Here is a 13,512-nt window from a genome sequence, read left to right on the forward strand (position 1 = left end):
CGTCATATTTCTATTTTTCAATCGAAGCTAAATGATTCATTCCACTTTTTCTGTATTCGCGGTTTTGTTTTCGCATTCGCTGCATATTTTGTGTAGCAGCTCTTAGAGGAGATGCTAGAAATGAAGAAAAGAAAAATTGATACACGAACTATTACGCTGATGAGTTTGTTGATTGCGTTAATGGTGATTTTCACACGATTTATTTCGTTTGAGACACAGTTTTTGCGAGTTAGTTTGACCTTTATTCCAGAGTCATTGATGGGTATTCTTTTTGGTCCATTTTGGACAGGGATCGGTAGTGCTGTAGCGGATACAGTCGGTATGTTGTTGTTTCCAAAAGGACCCTATTTTCCTGGTTTTACATTGAATGCCTTTATTTCTGGCGCGATTTATGGATTCTTTTATTACAAAAAGGAATTAACATGGAAACGGGTAATCATGGCGACATTATCTGTTACGCTGATTATCCATATGTTCCTGACGCCTTTATGGCTTGGACTTTTATATGGCGTAAATATCTCCAATCTCGCTTGGTGGGCGCCTAGAATCGTGAAAAACATCATCTTTTTTCCGATACAAGTTGCGGCTACTTATTATTTAGGGAATAAAGTTCCTTATAAACAATTTTTGAATAAATCATTGACCCATTTAAAATAAAAAAAGCCCTCAACTTTCCAACATCCCAAGGAAGTTTGAGGGCTTTTTATCTATTATCATAATTGATTTTTAAATTGAGCATCATATAAAGCGTGGTAATACCCATCTTTTTTATGGATCAATTCATCATGACTGCCAATCTCGACAACAGATCCTTGCTCCATTACTACTATTTTATCCGCATTTTTTATCGTTGAAAGACGGTGAGCAATTACGAAACTTGTACGTCCATCCATCATTTGTAAAAACGCATCTTGAATATTTTTTTCAGTCAACGTATCAACTGAACTTGTCGCTTCATCTAAGATCAGCATAGGAGGATCACTGATCATGGTTCTAGCAATCGTCATTAGTTGTCTTTGTCCCTCAGAGATTTTGATGCCACTAGAACCTATCAAAGTATCTAATCCTTTAGGCAGCCGAGTAACAAAATCAAAGATATAAGCCTTTTTCATAGCAGCTTCAATTTGTGCATCTGTAGCTGTCGGGTTTCCATACGTCAAATTATCACGAATTGTGCTATCAAATAACCAAGTATCTTGCAAGACCATGCCAAAACTTTTGCGCAAGCTATTTCGTGTGACTTGGGTGATATTGTGACCATCAATCGAAATCTGTCCGTTATCTACTTCATAAAAACGCATCAGTAAATTGACTAAGGTTGATTTCCCAGCACCAGTTTTCCCAACTATTGCTATCGTTTCACCAGGAAAAGCGGTCAAATTAAAATCTTGAATCAACGGTTTTGAAGGCGTATAAGAAAAATCTACATGGTTGAATATGACTTTTCCTGCAGCATCTTCTAAAACAAATGCATGTTGACCATCTGGTTTTTCTTCAGGTTGGCTGATAATCTCAAACGTTCGATCTAATCCGGCCAAGGCAGTTTGAATTTGAGTAGTGATTCCGGATAACTCAATAAAAGGTTTAGAAAATTGGCTAGAATAAATCGTGAAACTTGAAATCACACCTATCGTGACTGCCTGATTCCCACTTAATACTAACAAGCCACCAACAAGACCAATCGATAGATAGGCTAAATGATCGATAAAACGAGATAACGGATTTGTTAGTGAAGAAGAGAATTGTGCTTTTTGACCACGTACATACAAGTCTTGATTTAATGATTCAAATCGTTTTTGAGAAACTGTTTCTTGCTGAAAGGCTTTGACGATTTTTTGATTTCCAACCATTTCAGAAACAAAACCGGAAATTTCCCCCACAATTTTTTGCTGTTCAAAAAAGTTTTTCTGAGATGATTTCGCAACTGCCCAATTCACTAGAAAAATAATCGGTGTCGCAATCAAAACAACGACTGTAAGAAGTGGACTGAGTTTTAACATAAAGAAGAAGGCAATAATCACAACGGATAGTCCAGAAAATAACTGATTAAAAACAGCAGAGCAAGCCACAGAAATATTATCCATATCATTTGTAAAGCGACTGACGATATTTCCGTGAGACGTTTGGTCATAATAATTTAAGGGTAATCGATTTAAATGAGCGAAAGCATCTTTTCTCAATTCAGCTATAGAAAGATACGAAACTCGGTTACCTAAGCGTTGGATCAACCACTGACTGATTACAGTGATGACGAGAATACCCGCTAAGGTGCTAAGAAATCGTAGCAGGATCGTAAAATCAACATTGCCTTTAGAAATCATTGTGTCTACCGATTTTCCCATATAATAGGTCATTAAAACAGTAGTCAATCCGCTAAGAATACCAAGAAAAACGGCAGCAATCATCTCTTTTGGATAACGAAGCAAATAGGGCATGAAACGATTGAATGAATTAGTAGACGTTTTTTTCGTTGTCATGAGTTACTTTCCTCCTCTTGTGAAGCGACGATTTCTTGGTAAGCTTTAGAATGATGTAATAACTCTTCGTGTGTTCCCAGTCCAACTTGTTTTCCACTGGCCAAAACTAAAATTTGATCAGCTTGTTGAATCGAACTGATTCGCTGAGAAATGATAATAAGAGTTGTTTCCTTTAAATCTCGTTTTAAAGCTGTCCGCAAATTTAGATCTGTTTGATAATCTAAGGCGCTTAAAGAGTCATCTAGAATTAAAATGTCAGGTCTGTGAATCAAAGCACGGGCAATCGTTAATCGTTGTTTTTGCCCACCAGAAAAGTTTTTTCCACCTTCATAAACTTGCGTGTCTAGACCGTCGGTTAGATCTTCGACAAATTCTTTACATTGAGCAGTTTCTAATGCTTGCCAACACTCATCATCGGTTGCATTTTCTTTGCCCCATTGAAGGTTTTCTCGAATTGTACCTGTAAATAAAATAGCCGTTTGAGGTGTAATTGCGATTTTATTGCGTAGTTTATCTATAGACCAGTCGCGAACGTTGATTCCGTCAACGAATAGATTACCTTCACTGGTATCGTAAAAACGTGGTATTAATTGTGTCAATGTACTTTTCCCACCACCCGTTGGTCCAGTAATACCTAAAACTGAGTTTTTAGGTATTTTCAATGAAATATCTTTCAAAGCCAATCCAGCAGTTGGTTGGTAACGGAATGAGACACGATCGAAGACGACCTCTTTTGTTTGACTATCGGAAGAAACGCCATTGTCGATCGATTGGATACTAGGTTCGACCGATAGAACCTCCTGAACCCTGGATGCCGAAGCCGAGGCACGTGTAAAAATAATAACTAGATTTGAAACAACAATCAGTGCCAGCAGCATTTGATTCATGTAATTGATCAAAGCCAACACTTCCCCTTGTTGTAATCCGCCAATCTCGACTTTGATCCCACCGAGATAGAGCAAGGCCAAAATACCAAGGTTCATTACTAAGGTGGTGGCAGGAGTTAATAACGCTGAAATGTTAGAAACACGAATGTAAATAGAAGAAAGATCATCGGTTACGTCGCTAACATGTTTTTCCTCTGTTTTTTTTCTAGCAAAGGCTCTGATCACTCGAACACCGCTTAAATTTTGACTGATTTGTCTGTTTAACAGGTCAAGCTTTTCTTGCACCTTTTTATATAAAGGGACTGTTGTTTTAATAATAAAATAAAGAATAAGGCAAAAAATTGGAAGCATTAGTAGAAAAATAAGGCCCATTTGTACATTGATGTAAAAAGCCATAATAACAGAGCCAATACTTAAAAAAGGCGCACGAATCACTAGTCGAATCAACATTGCTAAGGCAAGCTGCAACTGATTGATATCATTTGTCATACGTGTGATCAGTGTATCCGTTCCAAAACTGTTTAATTCAGCATGAGAAAGTTGGTTGATTTTTTTCATCACTTTATTTCTTAATTCTGTTCCGAATCCTTGTGAGGCGATGGAAGAGTAGTATTGGCAGATCAATACACAAATCAGTCCAATGATAGACATTAAAAGCATCCAACCAGCCATTTGAATTACGTAAGCTCGATCATTATTTTTAATTCCTTGATCCACTAAACGTGCCATAAATAATGGCAAAACCAACTCGAAACAAGCTTCTAAAAATTTGAAAAAAGGACCAAGAATGATTTGCTTACGGTATTTCTTTGCATATGTGAGTAAACTGAACATGGGGTTCCTCCTAAATATAAAAATATGGCAGACTCATCGAGTAGAAAAAAATTTAGTGCAATTTTTTGTCATAGAGAGAATTGATTCCTGAAAGATCAGCCTGTGAAACGATATAATGCTAAGAGCATAACAGACTCACTACGTTCTAACAAAAAATGAGCTTATAAAGAAACAATCATTTTGCCAATAAAGTTTCTCTTCTATTGTATATCAATTTTTCATGAGAATAAAGTTGCTCGCATAAATCTATAGTTATTTGTTACAATAACAAGCAAGTACTATTTTAAAGGAGAAAGTATATGAATAAATTTATTGAAATTGTTTTACTATTTTTTATCTACTCATTTATCGGTTGGCTTTGGGAGACAGTCTATTGCTCATTAAAAGCCAAAAAATTTGTGTATCGAGGATTTTTAGTGGGACCGTATTGCCCGATTTATGGTTTTGGTATTTTAGGTGTTCTTTATTTTTTAGAGCCGCTTAAACAAAATATCGTTGTCTTGTATTTACTATCAACGATTTTAGTGACTATTTTAGAATACATCACGAGTTATGGTTTAGAAAAAATGTTCCATGCTTCTTGGTGGGACTATAAAGACGTGCCGTTGAATATCAATGGACGGGTTGCTTTGCCTGTATCACTATTTTGGGGGATCGGCTGTGTGCTGATTGTACGTGTTATTCATCCGAGAGTAATGTTATTTGAGGAATTTTTATCTGAAAAATTTGGTATCGTTCTACCGATTATTTTGTTACTTCTAATCATTACTGATCTAATTTACACGCTAGCGAATATGCAGTCATTCAAAAAAGTCACAGCACAGATCAGTACGGCTGTGGAAGAACGCAAACAAGACTTAGCAAGTGCAGTGACTGAAAAACGTGAGGAACTCTCAGCAAATCTATCTGAACTAAAAGAAACCGTAACGGAAGAAATGAAAGAGCGTAAACAATCAAAAATGGCAGACCGAAATTCTTGGTTAGAAGAGTTTAAAGAAAGTCCTGCAATCAAAAAATTATTGACCCATATGAACTACAATCAAAAACGTTGGATAAGGAATTATCCTAATTTGAAATTGAAAAATGTGAAAAATCCTTTCGAAGTCCAACAAATTATTAATAAAAGCAAAAAAAAGTCTAAGTAATTTTTATTTAATATAACAGTCTATTTTTGTGTCTTATACCTGTGTCAAGTAATGATATACGTGGGTTTTTACAACTAAATCGAGAAGGATAAAAGCAAACAATATTACAGGGAAATAGCTGATTTCACTGAAATGTAATAAATTGTAACGCTATTGAAACAAAATAAGCCTTATAGATTAGTATAATAGGCAGAGTTGGATTTAGTTAGGAAAGGTGTTGGATTCAGTGAAGGTAAAAAAATTGATACCATTTTTAGCTGCTGTCATGCTAGTAAATGTTGCTCTTCCAATCAGTGCTGCTGCAGAGTCATTAGACGATCTGAAGAATAAAGAAGCTCAAGCTGCACAAACTGGAGAATCGCTTAGCAAAGATATCAATACAGCTTTAAATGATGTTAATGAAAAATATGCTGAAATCGAAAAATTGAAAGCAGATATTTCAAAAGCTGAAGAAACAATCAAGAACTCTGAAGCTGAAATCACAGTGACGGAACAAAGTATTGCGCGTCGTAAAGAAGTCGTTGGAAATCGTATGAAAGATGTCCAGCTAAGTGGGGAACAGCGTACATGGCAAGTATTATTAGATGCTGAAAGTGTATCAGATTTCTTTAATAAAGCCTACGCGATGACGATTTTACAAAATGCAGAAAAAGAAAAAATCAATAGTTTATCTAAAGATAAAGAAAAATTGTCTGAACTTCAAGAAACTGTAAAAAGTAAACAAAATGAATTACAAACCAACGAAACAAAATTACAGGACGAAGCATCAGCAATGAACGAACAAGTTGTAACATTGAAACAGCAATTATCTGATAATCAAGCAGCATTGCAACAAATCGCTAGCCAAAAACAGACAGAAGAAAAACGTATCACTGATGAAAAGAAAGCTGCTGAAGCACGCAAAAAGCAAGTTGCATTAGAAGAAGCACAAAAGAAAGCTGATGCGACTGTTCAATCAAGCTCAAGCAACAGTTCATCATCAAGCAGTGATTCAAGTAGTTCAAGCTCAAGTAGCGAAGAACAACCAGTTGTTACACCACCATCACAGCCTGCAGAAACGCCAAACACTGGCGGTGAAACCGGTAATAGTGGAGCAAATGGTCAAGTACTTTACATGCAATCAACAGCGTATTCATTTAGAGAAGCTGGTTCTGGCTATATCACTGCAACAGGGATTGATCTTCGCACCCAAAGTAATGTGATTGCCGTTGATCCAAGCGTAATTCCTCTAGGATCATTTGTTGAAGTAGAAGGATATGGATTTGCTGTTGCCGGAGATACTGGTGGCGCAATCAAAGGAAATATTATTGATGTGCACTTCCCATCTGTTGACCAATGTTTAACTTGGGGTCGCAGAAACAATGTTAAAGTTACAATTCAATAAATAAAGTAAAGACACTCATTGAGTGTCTTTTTTTGCTATTCTCATTCATGTTGTACTTCATGAAAAGAAATATTTTGACCAATAATGAATAAGTTAGTAGATATCTTTAACTGTTTCTCATCCAATTATTAAAACAAATTAAAAAACAAGTGAATGTAATGCATGAACAAAAAATAAATGGTACACTTCAGTAAAGAAAGTGAGGAATAACAATGATTCGTTTTGCAACAAAAGAAGACGGAGAGGCTATTGCTCCGTTGATATTAGTTATTTTAAAAGATATGGAATTATCCTTATTAGAAATTATCCCGGAAGAAACAATTTTAGCCGTATTAGCCGAAGCAGTGGCTGATCCAACCTATCGTTATGGCTATCAACGTGGCTTAGTGTATGAAGAAGATGGTCATGTGGCAGGCATTGCGTTTGGTTATCCAAATGAAGCTGAGCCAATAATCGATGAACCACTAAAAAAAGTATTGCGCAAATACAATCTTGACGAAGAAATAAGAATATTTATTGATTCTGAGACATTGCCAGGTGAATGGTATTTGGATTCGATTTCTGTTGATGAAAAGTATCGTGGATTAGGAATCGGCTCTAAACTATTGGATGCTTTGCCTAAAATGGCTAAAAGAGAGGGTAAAAACGTAATTGGATTGAGTGTGGACAAAGGAAATCCAAATGCCAAAAAATTATACACTCGAAAAGGCTTTAAAGATGTGGCTGAGATGATGATCAGTGGACATTTATACGATCATATGCAAAAAAAAATCAGCGAATAATAGACGCTGATTTTTTTATTTTAACAGGCACCCCAACCAATGATCGGTTTATGATTGGGATTCTTTTTTTTATTGTACAACCAATAATCCAAGACTGCAGCAACACATATACATAACGGTGCATCTTCGTCATTTAGTACATCCAAACTAAAATAATCACCTGAAAAAAGAGTGGCTTTATTCATTTCCATGATTTTACGATTGACTTGATAGATGGAATAGCGATGATTTTTTATGTCTCCTAAAACACTCCAATGTAAATGTTGGATGTAGTAAAAATCTGCATTCAAATTTAAAATTTTTCGTAATACGCCGACCTTTTCAAAACCTTTGTATAATTCAAACCGTGAACCAAAAGCAAAGGATGTTTGTCTGATGCTAGCGACGAGTTCACCGCTCATCGTATATAAAGAAAGAGCATCGCCGCGTGTTCCCCAACGTCCAACAAGTAGGAAAAGAGACTTGCCATCTTCCTTTTTGACAATAGTCCTCGTGACATTGCTCAATTGTCGTTCTTGAATAAAAAATTCAGACACCGTATCTCACCTCTTTTCCAAATTATTTAGCCGTTCAGATCATTACAAATTTTCGCGAATTGCCCGCAAAATAGCTTCTCCCACACCATTTTCTAAGTTGGTAGAGGTGATATAGTTTGCATGTTCTTTAACTTCTAATTCAGCATTTCCCATTGCAAAACTAACATCAGCCCATTGCAACATACTGACATCATTGAAATTATCCCCAATTGTCATCACTTCTTTTTTTGAAATACCGCGGTCTTTTGCAACATGAGCGACGGCGATTCCTTTTTGCGCATTTTTATGATTGATCTCAATATTGTTTTGTGCAGATGAGGTGACGGCTAAATCGTTCAACTGTCTTATTTGAGTACTTGCAGGACCTAATACTTGCGGACCATCCATACTAAAACCAATAATTTTTAACACTTCAATATCCTTTTGCTCAATCAATGTCCGCATATTCTCTATATAAGTGATATCGAGTAAAGATAAGTGAGCAGCAGCCATCGCAATCGCTACTTTGTAGGTCATATGCGGCATTGTCGTTGCAATATGAGAAGCAAAGTTTTCAATTCTTTTTTCTTGTTGCTCAGAATAAATGCCTTTATTAGTAGAGACTTCAAAGTATACATTGTGTGCATCCAAAATATCCATAATTTCAGTAGTCGTTTTTTTATCGATTCCTGCGGTAAAGAGGGAATTACCTGCTTTATCAAATACTTTAGCACCGTTCAACGTGATCATTGCACATTCGATCCCAGCCTCATCTAAAGCAGGTTTTGCTTCTGTATAAGCACGTCCTGTCGCCACCATAAACTCAATACCTAAACGTTCTGCTTCTCTAATTGCTGATGCATTGTCTTTTGAAATCCCCATTTTTGAATCAAGTAGAGTTCCATCCATGTCTGAAGCAATCAATTTAATCATAAATTTTTCTACACCTCATTTATTTATCTTATCTATAGTTTACCATGTTTTTTCCATTTCAGGGCAGAAAAAAATTTCTTGTCACATCATAAAAAATCAGATATGCTTATTGTGTAAAAGAAAGCGTTCAGAATAGAAGTTTTAATTAATATGAATAGAAAAATAGCATACCGATTAAATTATAGGAGGATCAAGAATGAAAGCAATTATTCATAATAGTTGGCAAGATGTTTTAGAAGAAGAGTTCATGAAGGAATATTATTTAAATTTGAGACATTTTTTAAAGCAAGAATATAAGGAACAGACCATTTATCCAGATATGTATCATATTTATTCTGCACTGGAGTTGACACCATATGAAGAAGTTAAAGTAGTCATATTGGGACAAGATCCTTATCATGGTCCTAATCAGGCACATGGATTAAGTTTTTCTGTACAGCCAAATATTAAAACGCCACCTTCTTTGATGAATATTTACAAAGAACTTCAAACAGATTTGGGTTATCCGCCAGTTTCACATGGTTTTTTAGAAAGTTGGGCAAAACAAGGAGTCCTATTATTAAACACTGTTTTAACGGTTCGAGCAGGTCAAGCTTATTCTCATAGAGGACAAGGATGGGAAAATTTGACGGATGCAATCATTAAAAAACTGAATGATCGTGATAAACCAATTGTATTTATCTTATGGGGAAAGCCAGCACAAGAAAAAGTCAAAATGATTGATACGAACAAGCATATCATTATCAAATCACCCCATCCAAGTCCATTGGCCGCTCACCGTGGATTCTTTGGATCAAAGCCATTTTCAAAAACAAATCAGGCATTAGAGCAATTAGGTGAGACTCCGATTAACTGGCAATTACCTGATACAGTGTCTTAAAACAGCTGCTTCTGTTATAGTGCAGAAATGTGAGTTTGTGAAAACAATATCAGAATCAACATTTTTACACTAATACAGCTAGAAATAACTGTTATTTTCTTGGAGAATGGTGTATGATAAGTTTGTATAAATAAACATTGGAGGGTATATCGTGGAATTATTCGATAGCTTAAAATTTAAAGTCATTCGCCGTAACATCAAAATTGTTTTCCCAGAAGCAACAGATCCTCGTATTTTAGGAGCTGCTGCTCGTTTGAAAGCAGAAGAATTAATGGAACCAATCTTGATTGGTAAACAAGAAGCAATTGTGGAAGCTGCTCATGCTCGTGGAATCAAAGCTTCTGGATTTACAATCGTCGACCCTGACAATTATGATGGATGGGAAGACATGGTTGCTGCATTTGTTGAACGTCGTAATGGAAAAGTAACAGATGAAGATGCACGTAAGATTTTAAAGGATGTAAACTACTTTGGCACAATGCTGACATATATGGGTCTTGCTGATGGTATGGTCAGTGGTGCAATCCACTCAACTGGAGATACTGTTCGTCCAGCCTTACAAATCATCAAAACTAAACCAGGCGTTAGCCGTACAAGTGGTGCAATGATCATGGTTCGTGGTCGCGACCAAGAGAAATACATCTTTGCAGACTGCGCAATCAATGTGAATCCGAATGCGCAAGAATTAGCTGAAATTGCGGTTGATAGTGCAAAAACAGCTAAATTATTTGATATCGAGCCAAAAGTGGCAATGATGAGTTTCTCAACAAAAGGTTCTGCAAAAGCACCGGAAGTTGATAAAGTTGTTGAAGCAACAAAAATTGCTAAAAACTTAGCACCAGAACTTGAGATCGATGGTGAATTACAATTTGATGCTTCTTACGTTGCGTCTGTTGCGCAACTAAAAGCACCGAATTCATCTGTTGCAGGTCAAGCAACAGTCTTTGTTTTCCCTGAGCTGCAATCAGGAAATATTGGTTATAAGATCGCTCAACGTTTAGGTAACTTTGAAGCAATCGGTCCGATCTTACAAGGATTGAACAAACCAGTTTCAGATTTGTCTCGTGGTGCAAATGAAGAAGATATCTACAAACTTTCAATCATCACTGCAGCACAAACATTAATGAATTAATTAAGACTACTAGAGAATTGAAGCAAAACGTTCAACGTTTTGTTTCAGCTCTCTAGTTTTTTTTTCAATAATTCGGTATACTACACTACATGGAATGATAGACAGTTTAAGTAGGTAGGTGACAAAATGGATGTAACAATCAACAACCCTAAAGAAATGGAATCTCTAGCAACCATTATTGGACTAGTGGCGAATTCTGGGGATAATATTATTCTTTCAGGTGAGTTAGGTGCGGGGAAAACTACGATGACAAAAGGGATCGCATTAGGGTTAGATATTGATCAAATGATCAAAAGTCCGACGTACACAATCATTCGTGAATATCAACAAGGACGTTTACCACTGTATCATATGGATGTTTATCGTGTTGAAAATAATGCGGATGATCTTGGTTTAGATGAGTATTTTGAGGGCGATGGTTTATCTGTTGTTGAATGGGGAAAACTATTGGGAGAGTTTTTACCGATGGACTATTTAGATATCACGATTGCAAAGGATACGGAAAACATGGAAAAAAGAAAACTGTTGATTCAACCCTTTGGGACAAGATCAGAGCAGTTTCTAAGACGCATTCAGCAAAAAATGGAGGAACAAATATGACAGAGGTTGAATTTACGATTCGGGAAGCAATCCCAACAGATGCTGAAGAAATTTTACAGGCATTAACACTAATTGGCAGTGAGACACCTTATTTGGTGATGGATGAAAAAGGCATGGAAATGACGCCAGATGAGATGAGTGAAAATCTAGCAAATCTGTATGAATCTCCAAATAATGTATTGATGGTGGCTTTAGCAGACGGAAAAGTCATTGGTACGGCTTCTGTCAAAGCGTCTTCTAAAAAACGTATGGAGCATATCGGTGAGATCGGTATCAGCATTTTAAAAGACTATTGGGGGTTTGGATTAGGCACTTTGATGATAGAAGAGTTAATTGAATGGGCTAAGGAAAGTAAGGTAATCCGTCGTCTAGAACTGACTGTCCAACACCGCAATCAACGCGCGGTTCATGTATATGAAAAAATGGGATTCAAAACAGAAGCAATCATGCCTCGCGGGGCAAAAACGGATGATGGAGAATTTTTAGATGTTCATTTGATGAGTATGCTGATTGATTAAGCAAAATAATGGTTCTACGTCAAATTGTGTTGGTAAGCCAAATAACTGAATAGAAATCTAGGTCTGGTAAGGATAGAACATTCTTATCAGGCTTTTTTTATTGTTGTGAAAAAATAAGACCTTGAATAATATAAATACGTGAACGAAAATGATAAAAGTTTCGATAGCCATAGGCTACCCGTTTGATTACCTTAAGTTTATTGTTTAACCCTTCAGTGACACCATTAGAATAAGGGAAGCGAAAAGAATTTTTAATGCCTTCTTTATATTTGTTAAAGAAGAGTAATTTCTTTTTGAACCAGTGTGGTAGCTGATTATCTAGCTGTTGAAGATACTCAAAAAAGAGTGTATGTTCCCGATGAGAAAAAGCATATTTTAAGTATTGAACCGTATCATAGCCTGTCCGTAGGACAGCATCATAGTGCAACAGTTCATCGACAATATCCTGTTGACTTAATGGTCGTTTAAATAAGGGCTGGTATGCTCGACAGTTTATATCTAATTTATCGGAATCTTTCAATAGTAACTTCCAATAGCGTTTTAAGCGACGGTATTGTTTTGGTTTAGAACTTTTTAAGCGGTTCATCGTTTGAATTCGCAATTGGTTCAACGTACGATTCATTTGTTGGACGATATGAAAGCGATCCGTCACTAATTGAGCATTAGGAAAGACCGTTCGAAGAAGTTGATGGTAACTAGCGTTCATATCTGTTACGAGATACGCTACATGTAGCCGAGCTTCACGTGTAAAGCGCATGAAATGAGCGGTCAATTTGTGTAGTCGTCTATCTTCCAACACTTCTAACAACTGATTCCGTTGTCCATCCACACAAATAAAGCTCATACTTCCTTGGCAAGATTTCATGGATTTAAATTCATCAATACATAAAATTTTAGGGAGGAAGTTCCAGTTTGTTCGATAATTTTGTGATAGTCTATCCATCATTCTAAGGACTGTTATGTCTGAAACAAAGTGCTTTTGAGCAATCATTTTTCTTGAAACATTCTTTTTCAAGTCAAGCATAATTTGGTATTGAAGCTGTTTAGATAAGTGATGATGTTCTTCAATCAGCTCTGTATGAGCGTGAAAAGTAGTACCACATTCATGACAAAGAAAGCGTGTCCGTTTTAGCTCTAATAGAGTGAAACGTTCATTAAAAACAGGCAATTGAGCTGTTGTTGTATGACTGCCATTTTTGATGATTTGTCCATGATCGAGGCTTCCACATTTCTCGCAATGGGTAGGTGAATAGGTCAGCTTGGCTTTAATCACTTGAGCTTGCACTCCTTTTACTGTTCTTTGTTCCAACCAATTTTTTTCAAACCAGAGGTTTTTGTCTGTAAGTCCGAGCAATAATCTGGTATTCTTATCCATAGGGAACAACCTTTCTGATGATTTGTGGTTTTTGTCGATTTCATTTTATC

The 13,512-nt window shown here is 36.3% G+C and carries 13 protein-coding genes; 8 read left to right on the forward strand and 5 right to left on the reverse strand.

Features of this window, described 5'->3' with window-relative positions:
• Nucleotides 1-120 precede the first annotated feature (120 nt).
• Nucleotides 121-657, forward strand: coding sequence for a folate family ECF transporter S component (locus IGI43_RS14315; RefSeq protein WP_438758455.1), 537 nt, complete (start codon nt 121-123; stop codon nt 655-657).
• A 56-nt stretch (nt 658-713) separates the two neighbouring features.
• Here the strand turns inward: IGI43_RS14315 and IGI43_RS14320 are convergent, their stop codons facing one another.
• Together IGI43_RS14320 and IGI43_RS14325 are read right to left on the reverse strand one after the other, a co-directional pair.
• Nucleotides 714-2,477 (reverse strand): ABC transporter ATP-binding protein, encoded by a 1,764-nt coding sequence (locus IGI43_RS14320; protein WP_438758456.1) that lies wholly within the window; start codon nt 2,475-2,477, stop codon nt 714-716.
• Nucleotides 2,474-4,198 (reverse strand): ABC transporter ATP-binding protein, encoded by a 1,725-nt coding sequence (locus tag IGI43_RS14325; RefSeq protein WP_438758457.1) that lies wholly within the window; start codon nt 4,196-4,198, stop codon nt 2,474-2,476. The genes IGI43_RS14320 and IGI43_RS14325 overlap by 4 nt, the downstream gene beginning before the upstream one ends.
• 299 nt (nt 4,199-4,497) lie before the next feature.
• Here IGI43_RS14325 and IGI43_RS14330 point away from each other — a divergent pair, with 299 nt between their 5' ends.
• From IGI43_RS14330 to IGI43_RS14340, 3 genes are all read left to right on the forward strand, one after another.
• Nucleotides 4,498-5,343 carry a putative ABC transporter permease gene (locus IGI43_RS14330; RefSeq protein ID WP_438758458.1) on the forward strand — a complete coding sequence of 282 codons (846 nt, stop codon included), beginning with the start codon at nt 4,498-4,500 and terminating at the stop codon, nt 5,341-5,343.
• Between the two features lie 214 nt (nt 5,344-5,557).
• Nucleotides 5,558-6,727, forward strand: coding sequence for a 3D domain-containing protein (locus IGI43_RS14335; RefSeq protein WP_438758459.1), 1,170 nt, complete (start codon nt 5,558-5,560; stop codon nt 6,725-6,727).
• 212 nt (nt 6,728-6,939) lie between these two features.
• Nucleotides 6,940-7,509 (forward strand): GNAT family N-acetyltransferase, encoded by a 570-nt coding sequence (locus IGI43_RS14340; protein WP_438758460.1) that lies wholly within the window; start codon nt 6,940-6,942, stop codon nt 7,507-7,509.
• A 20-nt stretch (nt 7,510-7,529) separates the two neighbouring features.
• On the opposite strand, the gene IGI43_RS14345 is transcribed toward IGI43_RS14340, so the two are convergent.
• Entirely contained in the window at nt 7,530-8,045 is a 516-nt protein-coding gene (locus IGI43_RS14345) for an LURP-one-related/scramblase family protein (RefSeq protein WP_438758461.1), read from the reverse strand.
• Nucleotides 8,046-8,087: 42 nt separating this feature from the next.
• The gene (locus IGI43_RS14350; protein ID WP_438758462.1) at nt 8,088-8,957 is read right to left on the reverse strand and encodes a Cof-type HAD-IIB family hydrolase; all 870 of its coding nucleotides are present in this window, start codon (nt 8,955-8,957) and stop codon (nt 8,088-8,090) included.
• 196 nt (nt 8,958-9,153) lie between these two features.
• On the opposite strand from IGI43_RS14350, the gene IGI43_RS14355 reads away from it, so the two are divergent.
• The 4 genes from IGI43_RS14355 to IGI43_RS14370 all read left to right on the forward strand — a co-directional run bounded on the left by IGI43_RS14355 (nt 9,154) and on the right by IGI43_RS14370 (nt 12,087).
• Nucleotides 9,154-9,837 (forward strand): uracil-DNA glycosylase, encoded by a 684-nt coding sequence (locus tag IGI43_RS14355; RefSeq protein WP_438758463.1) that lies wholly within the window; start codon nt 9,154-9,156, stop codon nt 9,835-9,837.
• A gap of 151 nt (nt 9,838-9,988) precedes the next feature.
• Nucleotides 9,989-10,969 carry a phosphate acetyltransferase gene (gene pta, locus IGI43_RS14360; RefSeq protein ID WP_438758464.1) on the forward strand — a complete coding sequence of 327 codons (981 nt, stop codon included), beginning with the start codon at nt 9,989-9,991 and terminating at the stop codon, nt 10,967-10,969.
• Between the two features lie 126 nt (nt 10,970-11,095).
• On the forward strand, nt 11,096-11,569 hold the full coding sequence (gene tsaE, locus IGI43_RS14365; RefSeq protein WP_438758465.1) for a tRNA (adenosine(37)-N6)-threonylcarbamoyltransferase complex ATPase subunit type 1 TsaE: 474 nt from the start codon (nt 11,096-11,098) through the stop codon (nt 11,567-11,569).
• Nucleotides 11,566-12,087 (forward strand): GNAT family N-acetyltransferase, encoded by a 522-nt coding sequence (locus IGI43_RS14370; RefSeq protein ID WP_438758466.1) that lies wholly within the window; start codon nt 11,566-11,568, stop codon nt 12,085-12,087. Before tsaE ends, IGI43_RS14370 begins: the two co-directional genes overlap by 4 nt.
• Nucleotides 12,088-12,184: 97 nt before the next feature.
• Here the strand turns inward: IGI43_RS14370 and IGI43_RS14375 are convergent, their stop codons facing one another.
• Nucleotides 12,185-13,462 carry an ISL3 family transposase gene (locus tag IGI43_RS14375; protein WP_438756097.1) on the reverse strand — a complete coding sequence of 426 codons (1,278 nt, stop codon included), beginning with the start codon at nt 13,460-13,462 and terminating at the stop codon, nt 12,185-12,187.
• Between the last annotated feature and the right edge of the window lie 50 nt (nt 13,463-13,512).

Origin of the sequence: Enterococcus sp. AZ126 (genome assembly GCF_051714545.1) — a bacterium.
Classification (GTDB): Bacteria; Bacillota; Bacilli; order Lactobacillales; family Enterococcaceae; genus Enterococcus_L.